A 17,551-nucleotide genomic window follows, 5' to 3' on the forward strand; every position below is an offset into this window, starting at 1 on the left:
GCGTTCACGGGGCCGGCGGCCGGCCCCGCGGTCACTTCCGCATGACCTCGGGCTCGTGACGGCGCAGGAAGCGCGCCACGAAGAAGCCGCAGATCACGCCGAGGGCGATCAGCGCGGTCATGTCCATGACCCAGGCGCCGACGGTGTGCTCCCACAGGGGGTCGGTCTCGGCGCCCTGCTCGGGCGGGCTGATCCTGTTGAAGTCCAGCGTGGCGCCGGCCGCGGCCACCGCCCAGCGCGAGGGCATCAGGTACGAGAACTGGTTGACGCCGACCGCGCCGTTCAGGGCGAAGAGGCAGCCGGTGAAGACGACCTGGATGATCGCGAACATGACCAGCAGCGGCATGGTCTTCTCCGCGGTCTTCACCAGCGCCGAGATGATCAGGCCGAACATCATCGAGGTGAAGCCCAGCGCCATGATCGGCAGTGACAGCTCGACCAGGGTCAGGCCGCCGAGGACGAGTCCTTCCTCGGGGATCTCCCGGGTGGCGAAGCCGATGACGCCGACCAGCAGGCCCTGGAGCACGGTGATCATGCCGAGCACGAACACCTTGGACATCAGGTACGCCGAGCGGGACAGGCCGGTCGCGCGCTCCCGCTCGTAGATCACCCGTTCCTTGATCAGCTCGCGGACCGAGTTCGCGGCGCCGGCGAAACAGGCGCCGACGGCGAGGATCAGGAGCACCGTGGTCGCGGTGCCGTTCGGGATGATCCGGCCCGTCTGCGGGTTGGCCGGGTTGGGCAGCAGGCCCTTGTCGGCGTCGATGAGCAGGCTCACCGCGCCCAGCACCGCCGGCAGGATCACCATCAGGGCGAGGAAGCCCTTGTCGGAGACGATCACCGACACGTAGCGGCGCACCAGCGTGACGAACTGCGACATCCAGCCCTGCGGTTTCGGCGGCTTCATCGCCTGCATGGCCGGCATCTGTACGGCCTGCGGCGCGACGGCGTCGATGTCGGCGGCGTACATCTGGTAGTGCTGCGAGCCCTTCCAGCGGCCCGCCCAGTCGTAGTCGCGGTAGTTCTCGAAGGCGGAGAAGACGTCGGCCCAGGTGTCGTAACCGAAGAAGTTCAGCGCCTCCTCGGGCGGGCCGAAGTAGGCCACCGAGCCGCCCGGCGCCATGACCAGCAGCTTGTCGCAGATCGCCAGCTCGGCCACGGAATGGGTGACGACGAGGACGGTGCGGCCGTCGTCGGCCAGGCCGCGCAGCAGCTGCATGACATCGCGGTCCATGCCCGGGTCGAGGCCGGAGGTCGGCTCGTCCAGGAAGATCAGGGACGGCTTGGTGAGCAGCTCCAGGGCGACGGAGACGCGCTTGCGCTGGCCGCCGGACAGGGAGGTGACCTTCTTGTCCCGGTGGATGTCCAGCTTCAGCTCGCGCAGCACCTCGTCTATGCGGGCGTCGCGCTCGGCGGCCGTGGTGTCGGCCGGGAAGCGGAGCTTCGCCGCGTACTTGAGGGCCTTCTTGACGGTCAGCTCCTTGTGCAGGATGTCGTCCTGCGGGACCAGACCGATGCGCTGGCGCAGCTCGGCGAACTGCTTGTAGAGGTTCCTGTTGTCGTACAGGACCTCGCCCTGGTTTGCGGGCCGGTAGCCGGTGAGCGCCTTGAGCAGGGTCGACTTGCCGGAGCCCGAGGGGCCGATGACCGCGATCAGCGACTTCTCGGGCACCCCGAAGGAGACGTCCTTGAGGATCTGCTTGCCGCCGTCGACCGTGACGGTCAGGTGACGGGCGGAGAAGGAGACCTCACCGGTGTCGACGAACTCCTCGAGCCGGTCCCCGACGATCCGGAACGTCGAGTGACCGACGCCCACGATGTCGGTCGGGCCGAGCAGCTGGGAGCCGCCCTTGGCGATGGGCTGACCGTTGACGTACGTGCCGTTGTGCGAGCCCAGGTCGCGGATCTCCATGCGCCCGTCGGGCGTCGAGTGGAACTCCGCGTGGTTGCGGGAAACCTGCAGGTCGGAGACGACCAGCTCGTTCTCCAGGGCACGGCCGATGCGCATCACGCGGCCGAGCGAGAACTGGTGGAACGTGGTCGGGCTGCGGTCGCCGTGGATCGGCGGCGCCCCCGCCGCGCCACCGGGTCCCTGCTGCTGGGGGAAGTGCGGCGCACCCTGCTGCGGCTGCTGCTGCCAGCCGGCCTGCTGCTGCGCCTGCGGCGCGGGCTGGTGGTGCTGCGCCTGATGCTGCGGGGCCTGATGCTGCGGCGTCTGGTGCTGCGGCTGCTGCGCGGGGGCCTGCTGGGCCCAGCCGGCGCCCGCGCCCTGCGCGGCGTACGGCTGCTGCTGCGGCGGCTGCTGGGCGTGCGGCGTGCCGGCCGCGGCCTGGGCGCCGGACAGGCTGACGCGCGGTCCGTCGGTCGCGTTGCCGAGGTTCAGCACCGAGCCGGCGCCGAGCTCCGTCCGCTGGATCCGCTGACCGTGCACGAAGGTGCCGTTGGTGCTGCCGTGATCCTCGACGACCCAGCCGCGGCCGTCGAAGCTGATGGTGGCGTGCCGCCAGGAGACCCTGGCGTCGTCGAAGACAAGTTCCCCCTGCGGATCGCGCCCGAGCGCGTATGACCGGGACGGATCGAGCGTCCAGGTCCGTCCATTTGATTCCAGTACGAGTTCCGGCACTCCATGCCCCACTGAGTTGTCCCCCGATGTACCCCCGTCGCGGGGAGTCTAGGGATGTCGAACATCGGGGGGAACTATTTCAGGCTCGGCCCCCTGACCGAAAGTCGGGCCTCGTGAAGACTCCGTAGGTGCCCGGCGCCCGTTTCCGCCGAGGGGGTTGAAACCTGCCCGGAGAGTGGTAATCCACGCGAGAGGGACATGCGCGGCGGCTCCGCCGCGTCGCGGATCGGGGGGTCTGCCCATGAGCGCGTCCATGAACGTCGCAGCCGGTGGGTACGGGGCGAGGGTGCCCTGGGGTGACGTCCTGATGTCGGCGATCGCCTCTGTGAGCTGGGCGTTGATCGGGATGGCGGGAACGGCGGCCCTCGGGCTGCGGCTGCTGGGGGCGGACACCGCGGGCTCGCCGGGGCCGATGACCGCGGCGGTCGTGGCCCTGGGGGCGGGGGGTTCGGTGACACCGTCCGGGGATGTGTCCGCCTTCGGGCCGAAAGGGGTGGAGGCGCACACGGCCATCGAGATCACGCCACTGGGCGTCGGCCTGGTCGGTGCGCTGTTCCTGTCCCTCTTCTTCCTACGGTCCCTGCGCGCGGCCGGAGTTGTGGTCGCGCCGGGCGAACTCCTCGCGCGTGCGGGTGCGGTGGTCGCCCTGTTCGTGGCGATGACGGGCGGACTGGCCTGGGTGGGGCACGGCGTCGTGACGATCGACGGCGGCTCGCTGGGGTTCGACGACCTGTCCGACGGGGGCGGTGGCGGTGGCGGTGGCGTCGAGATCCCCGGGCTCGGGGACGTCGGTGACATCGGGGACGTCGAGGGGTGGCTGCCCGATCGGATCGGTGACCTCGTGGACGCCGAGGCCACGGTCGGCTTCACCGTCGACACGGTGCCGACGCTGCTGGGCGGGTTGCTCTGGTCCACCGGGGTCCTGCTGATCGCGCTGCTGGCCTCGCGCCGCACCCCTCTGCCGCGTGGGTTCGAGGCGGTGCACCGTGTGGTGCGGCCGGCCGTGTCGGCCCTGGTCACGGTCGCGCTGACGGCGGTGGCGGCCGGCTTCGCGGCGGCCGCCTACGCGGCGATCGGCGACGACCATCCGCGGCGGATCGCCGGGGCCGCGCTGCTGGGCGCGCCGAACGGAGTCTGGCTGGGCGTTCCGATCGGCCTGTCCGTGCCGTGGGAGGGGCGGGCCACGGGTGAGCTGGTCCACGTCCTGCCCGACCCGCTGGACGAACTGCTGTCCAGCGACTCCGGCGAGCCGGTCACGCTCGGGCGGCTGGCGGAGCTGGACGGACGAGTGTGGCTGCTGGGTGTGGCGGCGGTACTGATGATGCTGCTGGCCGGGGTGCTGACGGCGGTACGGACTCCGGTGGCGCCGGACGACGCACGCTCCCCCCGTTTCGTCGCGCGGTGCGCGCTGCGGCTGGGTGTCGCGACCGCGTCGGCCCTGCCGCTGCTGGCCTGGCTGACGGAGGTGACCGTGGACGCCTCGCTGTCGGTGCTCGGCGTCGACGCGTTCGGCGCGGGCGTCGACCTGCGCGGTCACCTCGGCACGGCACTGCTGCTGGGTGCCCTGTGGGGTGCGGCGGCGGGGGCCTCGGGGGCGCTGCTGGCCGTGGCGACCGGGGTGAGCGGGGCGCACGCGACAGCGTTGGCACGGGGTGCCGGGGTGTTCGGCGTGGCAGGTCTGTCAGGTGTGTCCAGTGTGGCGGGCGCGGTGGGCGGGGCGGGTGGATGTGCGGGCGCCGTGCCTCACGCGGGACCGGCCCCGGAGCCGTACCGGCCGGGTGCTCCGTACCGTCCGCCCGCTCCCGCCGCAGGACAGGGCCCCGGTGCCACAGCGCAAGGCTACGGTGGCAGTGCGCAAGGGCACGGTGGCACAACGCGAGTCCCCGGTGGCGAGGAGCCGCGCGACAGTGGTGAGCGGCCGCCGGGCCATGGCCTCTACGACGCCCCCACCGTGGCCGGGGCACCGCCGCCGGAAGCGTCCCGGCGTCCTCCGCGGCCCGGAGCGCGTCCGGGGGACCGTGCACAGGCACGTTGGGGCGAGGGCCCGCCTCCCCCACCTCCCCCGCCTCCGGCTCCACCGCGGCGCCCCGGGGGCGGAGGGTGAGGGCGACGGCCGAGCCGACCGGCGCGGCCGGTCCAGCGGGGCCGGCCCGGCTCAGCGCGGCCCACGTCGGCGGCGCTCGGCTCAGCCAGGCGCATCCCAGCCGCCGGCGCGGTCCGCCCCGGCGACCCAGCCAGCCAAGCCCGGCACACCCCGCCCCGGCGCGGCCCACCACGACGGCGTGCGGCCCAGTCCGCCCCCGCCGAAGCCCGACCCCGCCGGAAGCCGCCCCGGTGCCGCCCCACACCGCTCCGCTCTGTCCGTCAGGCGGACCTCGGCGGCGGGAGGCACCGGGTGCCGGATACGGTGGGAGCACCATGAGCGCTTCGCAGACCTCTGACGTTCCCACGCTTCTCGTCAAGATCTTCGGCAAGGACCGACCGGGCATCACGGCCGGCCTGTTCGACACCCTGGCCGCCTACTCCGTCGACGTGGTCGACATCGAGCAGGTCGTCACCCGTGGCCGGATCGTGCTGTGCGCGCTCGTGACCGAGCCGCCCAAGGGCCTGGAGGGTGATCTCCGGGCGACCGTCCACAGCTGGGCGGAGTCGCTGAAGATGCAGGCGGAGATCATCTCCGGCATCGGCGACAACCGGCCGCGCGGCCTCGGCCGGTCCCTGGTCACCGTGCTCGGCCACCCGCTGACCGCGGAGGCGACGGCCGCCATAGCGGCCCGGATCACCGGGACCGGCAGCAACATCGACCGTATCTTCCGGCTGGCGAAGTATCCGGTGACCGCCGTCGAGTTCGCGGTGTCCGGCGTGGAGACCGAACCGCTGCGCACCGCGCTGGCCACCGAGGCCGCGGCGCTGGGGGTGGATGTCGCCGTCGTCTCGGCGGGGCTGCACCGGCGGGCGCAGCGTCTGGTCGTGATGGACGTGGACTCGACCCTGATCCAGGACGAGGTCATCGAGCTGTTCGCCGCGCACGCCGGCTGTGAGGACGAGGTCGCCGAGGTGACGGCGGCCGCGATGCGCGGTGAGCTGGACTTCGAGCAGTCCCTGCACGCGAGGGTGGCTCTGCTGGCGGGGCTGGACGCCTCGGTGGTGGAGAAGGTGCGCGGCGAGGTGCGCCTGACGCCGGGTGCCCGCACCCTGATCCGTACGCTGAAGCGGCTCGGTTATCAGGTGGGGGTCGTCTCCGGCGGGTTCACCCAGGTCACCGACGCGCTGCAGGACCGGTTGGGACTGGACTTCGCCCAGGCCAACACCCTGGAGATCGTCGACGGCAGGCTGACCGGCCGGGTCACCGGCGAGATCGTGGACCGGGCGGGCAAGGCCCGGCTGCTGCGCAGGTTCGCCGCCGAGGCGGGCGTGCCGCTGTCGCAGACCGTGGCGATCGGTGACGGTGCCAACGATCTGGACATGCTCAACGCGGCCGGACTCGGGGTCGCCTTCAACGCCAAGCCGGTGGTGCGCGAGGCGGCGCACACCGCGGTGAACGTGCCCTTCCTGGACACGGTCCTGTATCTGCTGGGCATCACCCGTGAGGAGGTCGAGGCGGCGGACACGCTGGACGAGGACCTCGACGAGAGCGTCGGACTGCCGCTCGACCGGATCTGACCCGGCGGAGCACGCTCGCCCGGGCCGGCCGAGCCACCCGAATCCGCACCCGTACCCGTACCCGTGCCCGGGCGCGTACTGGGCGACCGACGGCCCCGGCACGCCGTACGCGAGGGACCGCGGGCCCCGGTCTGCCCCAGTGGCCGACCGGGTTCCGTCGGGCGGGGGCGGATCAGTCGGTGGGTGCCCAGTAGTCGGCCAGGGAGGCGATCCCCGGCTCCACGTCCTTCCAGGAGCCCGTGAAGGTGAGGACGGCGAAGGCCGCGGTCGGGAAGCCCCGGTGGCCCATCCGCTCACGGACGTCGCCCTCGGCCGAGCCGGCCAGGATCTCGGCCAGTCCCTCCATGCCCGGGTTGTGCCCGATCACCAGTACGTTCCTCAGGTCGTCGGGGGTCTCGTTGAGCACGGCGATCAGTTCGCCGGGTGAGGCCTCGTAGACCCGCTCCTCGTAGACGGTTTTCGGCCGGTGCGGGAACTCCTGGACGGCGAGCTTCCAGGTCTCGCGGGTCCGCGTGGAGGTCGAGCACAGGGCCTGGTCGAAGGCGATGCCGGTGTCCGCCAGCCGGCGTCCGGCCTCTGCGGCGTCCTTGCGGCCCCGATCGGCGAGCGGCCGCTCGTGGTCGGTCACCTGTGGCCAGTCGGCTTTCGCATGCCGGAAAAGGACGATCCTGCGGGGTTCTGCGACGCTCATGCCATCCAGCTTCGCATGAAACAGGCCACGGGGCGCTGGGAGTTGACATGCGGATTCACCACCGGCCTGACCCGCGGCGCGCGACCGGCCCCGATCCGCGTCAGCGCGCGGTCAGCTCCCGCAACCGCTCCAGGAGCTGCGCGGTGGCGGGCTCACCGGTGGCCGCCGCGTGGGCGTCCACGGGATTGAGTATGAGCAGGAGCAGCACGACGAAGGCCAGTACGGGCAGGGCCAGGGCCCACCAGGGCAGCCGGATCTCGACGCCGCCCCGGGTCGCCTGGGGAGGCCGGGTCTGGGTAGGGGCCGACATGAGTGCCTCCGCTGGTTCGAGCGTCCCTGGTCCGGGGTCCGCGCCCGCCTGTCCGGGCACATCTCGAAACTACGGAATCCGCGGTCACCAACCCATCCGGAAGTCCACCCACTTGACCCTGACCCTCACCCCCTAAGGGATACGGGGGTTAACCCCACCCTTGGGGGCGACGGGGCCGCTGGCCGGGGTCACGGCGAGGCGATCGTCGCGATGACGCCGATGATCACGAAGATCGCGAGGAAGGCTCCGAAGACGATCAGCATCTTCTTCTGGCCGTGCTGGGGGTTCGGGTCGAGGACTGGCATACGGCAAGTCTCCCATCCGCCGCGGCGGCGGGGGCGGGCGGCCCGGTGGAGCGGCGTGCACGGCCGGCGCACGGAGCCTGCGGGCCGGTGCACCGTGTCACCGGCCGGTACGCCGTGTCACCGGGCGGTACGCCGTGTCACCGGCCGGTGGGTGGGGGCGGCGGTGCGGCGGGCGGGGTCAGCGCGCCGCCTCCTCCTCGACCGTACGGTTCCGGCCCGCCAGGACGCCCACCACGATCTGCGGCACCATCAGGGCGCTCATCAGCGCGATCGGCAGCCCCCAACCGCCGCTGTGCTGGTAGAGCACGCCCACCAGCAGCGGACCCGGGATGGAGATCAGGTAGCCGGTGCTCTGCGCGAAGGCGGACAGCTGGGCGACGCCCGCGCCGGTCCTGGCCCGCATCCCGACCATGGTCAGCGCGAGCGGGAAGGCGCAGTTGGAGATGCCGAGGAGCAGGGCCCAGATCCAGGCGCCGCCGGCCGGGGCGAAGTAGAGCCCCGCGTACCCGGCGAGTCCGCACACGCCCAGCACGACCACGATGGGTCCCTGCTGGGGCAGGCGCGTGGCCACGCGGGGGATGACGAAGGCGAGCGGCACGCCCATCATCATGATGACGGCGAGCAGCAGCCCGGCGGTGCCCGCGGAGACGCCCGCGTCCCGGAAGATCTGCGCCATCCAGCCCATGGTGATGTAGGCGGCCGTGGCCTGGAGGCCGAAGAAGACGGCGAGCGCCCAGGCCGTCCGGCTGCGGGTGATGCGCAGCGGGGGCTGCTCGGCGGACTGCCGCGCCGGCCCGTCCGCGCGCGCGGCCCCGGGCTCCCCCGCGCCCTGTCCGGCCGCGCCGGGGGCGCCGGGCGCGGTCGGCGCCGTCCGCTGCCGCACGAACGGGAGCCACGGCAGGACGGCCGCCGCCCCCAGTACGGCCCACACCGCGAGGCCGGGCTGCCAGTCGCCGCCCAGCGCGCTCGTCACGGGCACGGTCGCCGCGGCCGCGATCGAGGTGCCGAAGGCGAGGGCCATCGAGTACAGGCCGGTCATGGAGCCGACCCGGTCCGGGAAGAAGCGCTTGACGATGACCGGCATCAGGACGTTGCTGACCGCGATGCCCATCAGTGCGAGGGCGGTGCCCGCCAGGAAGCCCGCGGTGCCGCCGGCGTACGGACGTATCAGCAGGCCGGCGGTGATGGCGACCATGCCCGCGCAGACCACCGCGCCGGGGCCGAAGCGGCGGGCCAGCCGCGGGGCGGTGACGCCGAAGACGGCGAAGCACAGCGGGGGCACGGAGGTGAGCAGTCCCGCCACGCTGCCGCTCATGCCGAGCCCGTCGCGGACCTCCTCCAGGAGTGCGCCCAGGCTCGTGATGGCGGGGCGCAGGTTGAGCGCGGCCAGCACGATGCCCAGGAGGAGCAGACGGGTCGTCCACGTCGTCCACGGGCGCGTACCGGGCGCTTCGGGCGTCTCGCCGGGCGCCTGGGGGCCCCGTGTCGGCGACTCGCCGAAGGGCGTGGAGCTGCGGGGTTCCGTCCGTGTCTCCGTCCGGGTTTCGTCACTAGCCATGAGGCCCATCATAGAATCATGGGATGATTGGTTGTCCACTCGTGTGCGAAGGTGAGCCATGCCCCTGAGCCATCCCCGCCGTTCGGCGCTGTCCGAGCAGGTCATCGCGGCGCTGCGCCAGCAGATCGCCTCGGGCGAGTGGCCGGTGGGTTCCCGCATCCCGACCGAGCCCGAGCTGGTCGAGCAGCTCGGCGTGGCCCGCAACACGGTCCGTGAGGCGGTCCGAGCGCTGGCCCACAACGGCCTGCTGGACATCCGTCAGGGCTCCGGAACGTACGTCGTGGCGACCAGCGAGCTGGCGGGCGTGATGCAGCGCCGCTTCGCCGACGCCGATCCGCGGCACATCGCCGAGCTGCGTTCCACCCTGGAGTCCGCCGCCGCCCGGCTCGCCGCCGAACGGCGCACGGAGAAGGACCTCAAGCAGCTCGACGCGCTGCTGGTACGGCGCGAGGAGGCGTGGGAGTCGGGCGACACGGAGGCCTTCGTGACGGCGGACGCGACCTTCCACCTGGCCGTCGTGGCCGCCTCGCACAACGACGTGATGACCGCGATGTACGCGGACCTGGGCGAGGTGATGCGGGACTGGCTGCGGGTGGACGTCGGCAGCGAGCTGACGCCGGAGACGCACATGGACCACACGCGGCTGGTCGACGCGATCCGCGCGGGGGACGCCGGGACCGCCGGGACGGAGGCGGCCGGTTACCCGTTCGTGTGCCGCCCGGGCCGGGTCAGCTCCCGCGCGCGTGGCTGACCCAGGCCGTCCGGACTTCCTTCCAGCACCGTCCGTCCAGGCGTACGGTCTGCGCGGGCCCGGCGCGGACCGCCGAACCGTCGCTGTCCAGGTCCCACCAGTCGGCGCACTCTACGTGCAGGCGCACGTGGTCGGCCTGCGGGTAGGGGTTGTGGCAGTGGGCGGTGACGTCGGAGTCGTCGACGCGGACCCGGCACTCGGCACCGAACGGCTCCGCCGCCGCGTCCGAGGGGCCATCCGCGTCCCCGGTGGGCACGCGCGCGTAGGAGACCGCTTCGTACGGCAGGAACAACACCCAGGCGAGGGCGACGGTCGCTGAGGCCAGGCGGTGGAGTGGACGCACGGGGGACCTCCTCGGCCGTACGGGGGAGGGACAGCGCGTGGTGAACCCGTACCCCAGCGTGCGCCGCCGCCCGCCCCACCGCCCCACCGGCTGAGCCGAACGGGTGACAATCCACGCCCCGGTGACGTGCCGAGGGCCCGCACCCCGGTGAGGTGCGGGCCCGGCGGGCGAGCGGTCAGGCGCCGATGGCGTGCAGGCCGCCGTCGACGTGGACGATCTCGCCCGTGGTCTTCGGGAACCAGTCGCTCAGCAGCGCGACGACACCGCGGCCGGCCGGCTCCGGGTCCTTGAGGTCCCACTCCAGCGGGGAGCGGTTGTCCCACACCGAGGCCAGCTCGCTGAAGCCCGGGATGGACTTCGCGGCCATGGAGCCGAGCGGGCCGGCCGAGACCAGGTTGCAGCGGATGTTCTGCTTGCCGAGGTCACGGGCCATGTAGCGGCTGGTGGCCTCCAGGGCGGCCTTGGCCGGGCCCATCCAGTCGTACTGCGGCCAGGCGAACTGCGCGTCGAAGGTGAGGCCGACGACCGAGCCGCCGTTCTGCATCAGCGGCAGGCAGGCCATGGTCAGCGACTTCAGGGAGTACGCCGAGACGTGCATGGCGGTGGCGACCGACTCGAACGGCGTGTTGAGGAAGTTGCCGCCGAGGGCGTCCTGCGGGGCGAAGCCGATGGAGTGGACCACGCCGTCCAGGCCGCCGAGCTCCTCGCCGACGATGTCGGCCAGGCGGCCGAGGTGCTCGTCGTTGGTGACGTCGAGCTCGATGACCTTGGTGGGCTTGGGCAGCTTCTTGGCGATGCGCTCGGTCAGCGTCGGCCGCGGGAACGCGGTGAGGATGACCTCGGCCCCCTGCTCCTGGGCCAGCTTGGCGGTGTGGAAGGCGATGGAGGCCTCCGTCAGCACACCGGTGATCAGGACGCGCTTGCCCTCGAGAATTCCGCTCATGGTGATCAGTGACCCATTCCCAGTCCGCCGTCAACGGGAATGACGGCTCCAGTGATGTACGAGGCGTCGTCCGAGGTGAGGAACCGCACCGTCGCGGCGATCTCCTCCGGCTGCGCGTACCGGCCGAGCGGCACCTGCGACACGATGCCGGCCCGCTGCTCGTCGGTGAGCACCTTGGTCATGTCGGTGTCGACGAAGCCCGGCGCGACGACGTTGAAGGTGATGTTGCGGGACCCCAGCTCGCGGGCGAGGGAGCGGGCGAAGCCGACGAGGGCCGCCTTGGACGCGGCGTAGTTCGCCTGGCCCGCGGAACCGAGGAGGGCGACCACCGAGGAGACCAGGACGACGCGGCCCTTCTTGGCGCGCAGCATGCCGCGGTTGGCGCGCTTGACGACCCGGAAGGTGCCGGTGAGGTTGGTGTCGACGACGGAGGTGAAGTCCTCCTCGGACATGCGCATGAGGAGCTGGTCCTTGGTGACGCCGGCGTTGGCGACCAGCACCTCGACGGGACCGTGCGCGTCCTCGATCTCCTTGTAGGCCCGCTCCACCTGCTCGCTGTCGGTGATGTCGCACTTGACGGCGAGGCAGCCCAATTCGGTCAGGGCCTCCGGCGGCTCACCCGAGCGGTACGTGATCGCGACCTTGTCACCGGCGTCGGCGAATGCGCGGGCGATGGCGAGGCCGATGCCCCGGTTGCCTCCGGTGACGAGAACCGAGCGGCTCAACGGATCACCCTTTCCATAGCGTTCTGGTACCCGCCCGAGAACACCCGGTCGACGGGCGGCGATGACAGGCGGCTTCCTCGAAAACCTATCGGTCCGCCCCTGTCCGCAGAGAATCGGGCACCCACAGTGGCTCGGGGGGCTGACTGTCGGGTCCCTACAGAAAGGGCGCCGCGGTCGGCGTCCCGCCCGCCGCGAAAGGTGTGGTCCCCGTCCGCCCTCACGCGACATGATGCGGCGCAGCCCCCGGTGTCGCGGCAGACGACCGGTCACGTCGACAGAAAGAGACGCAGGTGCCTCATAGCATCGACGAAGCCTTCACGGCACTCCCCCTACGCGCCCTCGCCGACGCCGCCCTGGCACGCGCGCGTGCCCTCGGCGCCGAGCACGCGGACTTCCGCCTGGAGCGGGTGCGCAGCGCCTCCCGGCGCCTGAGGGACGCCAGGCCCGCCGGGTCCTCGGACACCACCGACCTCGGGTACGCGGTGCGCGTGGTGCACGGCGGTACGTGGGGCTTCGCGTCCGGCGTGGACCTGACGATGGACGCCGCCGCCAAGGTCGCCTCGCAGGCGGTGGCGATGGCGAAGCTGTCCGCGCGGGTGATCCGGGCGGCCGGGTCGGACGAGCGCGTGGAGCTGGCCGACGAGCCCGTGCACGCCGACCGGACGTGGATCTCGTCGTACGGGATCGATCCGTTCACCGTGCCCGACACGGAGAAGTCGGCCCTGCTGGCCGACTGGAGCGCGCGGCTGCTGGCGGCCGACGGGGTGGACCACGTGGACGCCTCGCTGCTCACCGTGCACGAGAACAAGTTCTACGCCGACACCGCCGGGACCGTGACCACCCAGCAGCGGGTGCGGCTGCACCCGGTGCTCACGGCCGTGTCGGTGGACGACTCCAGCGGCGAGTTCGACTCCATGCGCACGCTGGCACCGCCCGCGGGGCGCGGCTGGGAGTACCTGACCGGCACCGGCTGGGACTGGGACGCCGAGCTGGCCGAGATCCCCGAGCTGCTGGCCCAGAAGATGCGCGCGCCGAGCGTCGAGGCGGGGCTGTACGACCTGGTCGTGGACCCGTCGAACCTGTGGCTGACCATCCACGAGTCGATCGGCCACGCCACCGAGCTGGACCGCGCCCTCGGCTACGAGGCCGCCTACGCCGGTACCTCCTTCGCCACCTTCGACCAGCTCGGGAAGTTGCGCTACGGCTCGGAGCTGATGAACGTCACGGGCGACCGCACCGCCGAGCACGGGCTCGCGACCATCGGGTACGACGACGAGGGCGTCGAGGGCCAGTCCTGGGACCTGGTGAAGGACGGCACGCTGGTGGGGTACCAGCTCGACCGGCGGATCGCGCGGTTGACCGGGTTCGAGCGGTCCAACGGGTGCGCCTACGCCGACTCCCCCGCCCATGTGCCGGTGCAGCGCATGGCCAACGTGTCGCTGCGGCCGGATCCCGGAGGGTTGTCGACGGAGGACCTGATCGGCGGCGTGGACCGCGGGATCTACGTCGTCGGGGACCGGTCCTGGTCCATCGACATGCAGCGCTACAACTTCCAGTTCACCGGTCAGCGCTTCTTCCGGATCGAGAACGGGCGGCTCGCCGGTCAGCTGCGGGACGTGGCCTACCAGGCGACGACGACCGACTTCTGGGGGTCCATGGCGGCCGTCGGCGGCCCGCAGACCTACGTCCTGGGCGGTGCCTTCAACTGCGGCAAGGCCCAGCCGGGCCAGGTCGCGGCGGTCTCCCACGGCTGCCCGTCCGCGCTCTTCAAGGGAGTCAACATCCTCAACACCACGCAGGAGGCGGGTCGATGAGCGCGCGCACGAACAGGCCGCACGAGATCGTCGAGCGGGCGCTGGAGCTGTCCCGGGCGGACGGCTGCGTCGTCATCGCCGACGAGGAGTCCACGGCCAACCTGCGCTGGGCGGGCAACGCGCTCACCACCAACGGCGTCACGCGCGGGCGCACGCTCACCGTGGTCGCCACCGTCGACGGCCGGGAGGGTTCGGCCACCGGGGTCGTGTCGCGGTCGGCCGTGACGGTGGACGAGCTGGAGCCCCTGGTGCGCGCCGCCGAGGCCGCCGCGCGCGGCGCGGGACCGGCCGAGGACGCGCAGCCGCTGGTCACGGACGTGCCCGCCTCGCCCGACTTCACCGACGCGCCCGCCGAGACCTCGTCGGCCGTGTTCGCCGACTTCGCGCCGGCCCTCGGGGAGGCGTTCGCCCGCGCGCGTGCGGGCGGGCGGGAGCTGTACGGCTTCGCCAACCACGAGCTGACGTCGACCTACCTGGGCACGTCGACCGGGCTGCGGCTGCGGCACGACCAGCCGAACGGGACGCTGGAGGTCAACGCCAAGTCGCTGGACCGCACCCGGTCGGCGTGGGCGGGGCGTGCCACGCGGGACTTCAAGGACGTCGACCCGGCGGCGCTCGACGCCGACCTGGCCGTACGGCTCGGGTGGGCCGAGCGGCGCGTGGAGCTGCCCGCGGGACGGTACGAGACGCTGCTGCCGCCGACCGCGGTCGCGGACCTGCTGATCTACCAGTACTGGTCGGCCTCGGGGCGGGACGCGGCCGAGGGGCGCACGGTGTTCTCGAAGCCGGGGGGCGGCACGCGCGTCGGCGAACGGCTGGGCGAGCTGCCGCTGACCCTGCGCAGCGACCCGCACGAGCCCGGACTGGAGTGCGCCCCCTTCGTGGTCGCCCACTCCTCGGGCGGCGACCAGTCGGTGTTCGACAACGGACTGCCGGCCGGGGCCACCGACTGGATCCGCGCGGGCGAGCTGAACCGGCTGACGACCACCCGGCACAGCGCCGGGCTGACCGGGCTGCCGGTGGCGCCGGGGCTCGGCAACCTCATCCTGGACGGCGGCTCCGACCGCTCCCTGGAGGAGATGGTCGCCGCCACCGGGCGCGGCCTGCTGCTCACCTGCCTCTGGTACATCCGCGAGGTCGACCCGGCGACGCTGCTGCTGACCGGGCTGACCCGGGACGGCGTCTACCTCGTGGAGGACGGCGAGGTCGCCGGCGAGGTGAACAACTTCCGGTTCAACGAGTCGCCGGTGTCCCTGCTGGGCCGGGCCACGGAGGCCGGGCGCACGGAGAAGACGCTGCCCAGGGAGTGGGGAGACTGGTTCACCAGGGCGGCAATGCCCGCGTTGCGGGTGCCGGACTTCAATATGAGCTCTGTCAGCCAGGGCGTATAACCTCGTACCCGCACACGAGACCATTCGAGGAGACACGAGAACCGTGACGGACATCGTCGACGAGCTGAAGTGGCGTGGGCTGTTCGCCCAGTCCACCGATGAGGATGCTTTGCGCAAGGCGCTCGCGGACGGTCCCGTCACGTTCTATTGCGGTTTCGACCCGACCGCGCCCTCCCTGCACGTGGGGCACCTGGTGCAGGTGCTCACCGTGCGCCGGCTCCAGCAGGCCGGTCACCGGCCGCTGGCGCTGGTCGGCGGGGCCACCGGCCAGATCGGCGACCCGCGGCCGACCGCGGAGCGCACGCTGAACTCGCCGGAGACCGTCGCGGGCTGGGTGGAGCGGCTGCGCGGCCAGATCGAGCCGTTCCTGTCCTTCGAGGGTGAGAACGCGGCCGTGATGGTCAACAACCTCGACTGGACCGAGGGGCTCTCCGCCATCGAGTTCCTGCGGGACATCGGCAAGCACTTCCGGGTCAACAAGATGCTGACCAAGGACTCCGTCGCCCGGCGTCTGGAGTCCTCCGAGGGCATCAGCTACACGGAGTTCAGTTACCAGCTGCTCCAGGCGATGGACTTCCTCCAGCTCTACCGCAGGTACGGCTGCACGATGCAGCAGGGCGGCAGCGACCAGTGGGGCAACCTCACGGCCGGCCTGGACCTGCTGCACCGGCTGGAGCCGGACTCCTCCGTCCACGCCTACGCGACGCCGCTGATGACGAAGGCGGACGGCACCAAGTTCGGCAAGACCGAGGGCGGCGCGGTCTGGCTGGACCCGGAGATGACGACGCCGTACGCGTTCTACCAGTTCTGGCTGAACGTGGACGACCGGGACATCTCGACGTACCTGCGCATCCTGTCCTTCCGTTCCCGCGAGGAGCTGGAGGAGCTGGAGCGGCAGACCGAGGAGCGTCCGCAGGCCCGGGCCGCGCAGCGAGCGCTGGCCGAGGAGCTGACGACGCTGGTGCACGGCGCCGACCAGACGGCCGCCGTGATCGCCGCCTCCAAGGCCCTCTTCGGCCAGGGCGACCTCGCGGAGCTGGACGACCGGACGCTGGCCGCGGCCCTCTCCGAGGTGCCGCACGTCAAGGTCACCGAGCTGGGCCCGGTCGTCGACCTGTTCGCGGAGGTCGGCCTGGTCGCCAGCAAGTCCGCCGCGCGCCGCACGGTGAAGGAGGGCGGCGCCTACGTGAACAACGCCAAGGTCGTCGGCGAGGATGCCGTCCCCGCCCCGGAGGACCTGCTGCACGGACGCTGGCTGGTGCTGCGCCGCGGCAAGAAGAACCTGGCCGCGGTGGAGCTCACGGGCGCCTGAGCCCATGGGGAGGGGCGGCTCCCGGCGTCACGCGGCTGCCGGGTGCCGTCCCTTCGTCGTACGCCCCGGGGGCGTACGCCTCGCGCGGACCGTCAGGCCCGTTCGCGCCGCTTGTTGCCCCGGATCGCCATGTAGGCCGCGTCACCGACGGCGACGATGATGATCGCGGCCACCAGCTGGAAGATGTGCCGCCACCAGTCGATGCCCGAGGTCGCGTCCACACCGGCCGCCCGGGCGATCGCGTTGCCGGCGATGGCGCCGAGCATGCCGAAGATGGTGGTCAGCCACAGAGGGCTGTGCTGCTTTCCGGGAATGATCGCCTTGGCGATCAGACCCAGCACGAATCCGACGATGATCGCCCACAACCAGCCCATGACTGCCTCCTCATACGGCTCAACGCGAGCATTAGCGCCAGTCTTCGGTCGTACCGCGATCAGCGCATGCCGGGTACGGCCGAACGGGGGACGCGGCCGCGCGTGCCGTGCGGGCCGTGGGAGCCGGACGGGGGGTGCCCCGGTCTCGTGGTCGGCGCAGGTGCGGCGTAACGTGGAGAGTTGTCCGGGACCGGTGTCCCCGAGCGGCCGCGGACGTCAGCGGGGCGGGGTCAGTCCGATGCGGGCGGATGGTGGAACGAGATGCGGAAGCAGAGTGCCGGCGGCAGTGCCGAGGTGTTCCGGATCACCGGGGCCCGGACGGGCCTCCAGGAGGACGTGCGCGGAAGACAGCGCCGCTACATCATCTCGATGTCCGTCCGTACGGTGTCGGTGGTCCTCGCGGCCTGCCTCTGGAACGTGGAGCGGCACGTCGCGATCGTGGCCCTGGTCCTCGGCCTGGTCCTGCCGTACATCGCGGTCGTGATCGCGAACGCGGGGCGCGAGAACGCGCCATCGTTGCCCTCGACGTTCGTGACGGTGCCGACCCCGCCGATGATCATGCCGCCCCGGGACGAGGACGGCCCGGCGGCACCCGGACCGGAGGACGCCCTGTCCGATCCGGCGTCGGGCGCCGCCGGTGAGTCGCGCCACCGAGCGTGATCGCCGAGCGGGCCTCGGGCGGGGGCGTCGGTTCCGCGCCAGGCTCAAGAAGAGCTCAGATGAATCGTGTTGTTCCGGTGCCGGGCGA

Annotated in this window: 16 protein-coding genes; 7 read left to right on the plus strand and 9 right to left on the minus strand. The window is 72.1% G+C overall.

Annotated elements, in window-relative coordinates; genetic code table 11:
• Positions 1 to 31 precede the first annotated feature (31 nt).
• On the minus strand, positions 32 to 2,623 hold the full coding sequence (locus ACZ6EG_RS00080) for an ABC transporter ATP-binding protein/permease (protein WP_469600314.1): 2,592 nt from the start codon (positions 2,621 to 2,623) through the stop codon (positions 32 to 34).
• Between the two features lie 253 nt (positions 2,624 to 2,876).
• On the opposite strand from ACZ6EG_RS00080, the gene ACZ6EG_RS00085 reads away from it, so the two are divergent.
• Complete coding sequence (locus ACZ6EG_RS00085) at positions 2,877 to 4,727, plus strand: streptophobe family protein (RefSeq protein WP_469600317.1); 1,851 nt, start codon at positions 2,877 to 2,879, stop codon at positions 4,725 to 4,727.
• 314 nt (positions 4,728 to 5,041) lie between these two features.
• On the plus strand, positions 5,042 to 6,286 hold the full coding sequence (gene serB / locus ACZ6EG_RS00090; protein ID WP_391972490.1) for a phosphoserine phosphatase SerB: 1,245 nt from the start codon (positions 5,042 to 5,044) through the stop codon (positions 6,284 to 6,286).
• Positions 6,287 to 6,458: 172 nt separating this feature from the next.
• Here the strand turns inward: serB and ACZ6EG_RS00095 are convergent, their stop codons facing one another.
• The 4 genes from ACZ6EG_RS00095 to ACZ6EG_RS00110 form a co-directional block, all read right to left on the minus strand.
• Complete coding sequence (locus ACZ6EG_RS00095; protein ID WP_391972491.1) at positions 6,459 to 6,977, minus strand: SixA phosphatase family protein; 519 nt, start codon at positions 6,975 to 6,977, stop codon at positions 6,459 to 6,461.
• A 100-nt stretch (positions 6,978 to 7,077) separates the two neighbouring features.
• Positions 7,078 to 7,287: a hypothetical protein gene (locus ACZ6EG_RS00100; RefSeq protein ID WP_356607629.1), complete on the minus strand. Its 210-nt coding sequence runs from the start codon at positions 7,285 to 7,287 to the stop codon at positions 7,078 to 7,080.
• Positions 7,288 to 7,475: 188 nt separating this feature from the next.
• Positions 7,476 to 7,592, minus strand: a complete 117-nt coding sequence (locus tag ACZ6EG_RS00105) for an SGM_5486 family transporter-associated protein (RefSeq protein ID WP_037922852.1) — start codon at positions 7,590 to 7,592, stop codon at positions 7,476 to 7,478.
• Positions 7,593 to 7,770: 178 nt separating this feature from the next.
• Complete coding sequence (locus ACZ6EG_RS00110) at positions 7,771 to 9,150, minus strand: CynX/NimT family MFS transporter (RefSeq protein ID WP_469600322.1); 1,380 nt, start codon at positions 9,148 to 9,150, stop codon at positions 7,771 to 7,773.
• A 58-nt stretch (positions 9,151 to 9,208) separates the two neighbouring features.
• Here ACZ6EG_RS00110 and ACZ6EG_RS00115 point away from each other — a divergent pair, with 58 nt between their 5' ends.
• On the plus strand, positions 9,209 to 9,901 hold the full coding sequence (locus tag ACZ6EG_RS00115) for a FadR/GntR family transcriptional regulator (RefSeq protein WP_391972493.1): 693 nt from the start codon (positions 9,209 to 9,211) through the stop codon (positions 9,899 to 9,901).
• Here the strand turns inward: ACZ6EG_RS00115 and ACZ6EG_RS00120 are convergent.
• The 3 genes from ACZ6EG_RS00120 to fabG all read right to left on the minus strand — a co-directional run bounded on the left by ACZ6EG_RS00120 (position 9,879) and on the right by fabG (position 11,912).
• Entirely contained in the window at positions 9,879 to 10,244 is a 366-nt protein-coding gene (locus ACZ6EG_RS00120; protein ID WP_391972494.1) for a hypothetical protein, read from the minus strand. The genes ACZ6EG_RS00115 and ACZ6EG_RS00120 overlap by 23 nt on opposite strands.
• A 175-nt stretch (positions 10,245 to 10,419) precedes the next feature.
• Complete coding sequence (fabI, locus tag ACZ6EG_RS00125; RefSeq protein WP_356607637.1) at positions 10,420 to 11,187, minus strand: enoyl-ACP reductase FabI; 768 nt, start codon at positions 11,185 to 11,187, stop codon at positions 10,420 to 10,422.
• Between the two features lie 5 nt (positions 11,188 to 11,192).
• Positions 11,193 to 11,912: a 3-oxoacyl-[acyl-carrier-protein] reductase gene (fabG, locus tag ACZ6EG_RS00130; RefSeq protein WP_384693396.1), complete on the minus strand. Its 720-nt coding sequence runs from the start codon at positions 11,910 to 11,912 to the stop codon at positions 11,193 to 11,195.
• 290 nt (positions 11,913 to 12,202) lie between these two features.
• Here fabG and ACZ6EG_RS00135 point away from each other — a divergent pair, with 290 nt between their 5' ends.
• Genes ACZ6EG_RS00135 through tyrS form a run of 3 tightly spaced genes read left to right on the plus strand, consistent with a single transcriptional unit; the run spans position 12,203 to position 16,429 of the window.
• The gene (locus tag ACZ6EG_RS00135) at positions 12,203 to 13,726 is read left to right on the plus strand and encodes a TldD/PmbA family protein (protein ID WP_391972495.1); all 1,524 of its coding nucleotides are present in this window, start codon (positions 12,203 to 12,205) and stop codon (positions 13,724 to 13,726) included.
• Complete coding sequence (locus ACZ6EG_RS00140) at positions 13,723 to 15,117, plus strand: metallopeptidase TldD-related protein (RefSeq protein ID WP_469600328.1); 1,395 nt, start codon at positions 13,723 to 13,725, stop codon at positions 15,115 to 15,117. Before ACZ6EG_RS00135 ends, ACZ6EG_RS00140 begins: the two co-directional genes overlap by 4 nt.
• A 43-nt stretch (positions 15,118 to 15,160) precedes the next feature.
• Positions 15,161 to 16,429 carry a tyrosine--tRNA ligase gene (tyrS, locus tag ACZ6EG_RS00145; protein ID WP_391972497.1) on the plus strand — a complete coding sequence of 423 codons (1,269 nt, stop codon included), beginning with the start codon at positions 15,161 to 15,163 and terminating at the stop codon, positions 16,427 to 16,429.
• Positions 16,430 to 16,521: 92 nt separating this feature from the next.
• Here tyrS and ACZ6EG_RS00150 read toward each other — a convergent pair whose 3' ends face one another.
• Positions 16,522 to 16,803, minus strand: coding sequence for a GlsB/YeaQ/YmgE family stress response membrane protein (locus tag ACZ6EG_RS00150; protein WP_356607647.1), 282 nt, complete (start codon positions 16,801 to 16,803; stop codon positions 16,522 to 16,524).
• Between the two features lie 261 nt (positions 16,804 to 17,064).
• Here ACZ6EG_RS00150 and ACZ6EG_RS00155 point away from each other — a divergent pair, with 261 nt between their 5' ends.
• Positions 17,065 to 17,463: a DUF3099 domain-containing protein gene (locus tag ACZ6EG_RS00155; RefSeq protein WP_391972498.1), complete on the plus strand. Its 399-nt coding sequence runs from the start codon at positions 17,065 to 17,067 to the stop codon at positions 17,461 to 17,463.
• The last annotated feature ends 88 nt before the right edge of the window (positions 17,464 to 17,551 follow it).

Source organism: Streptomyces sp. NPDC041968, assembly GCF_055589025.1.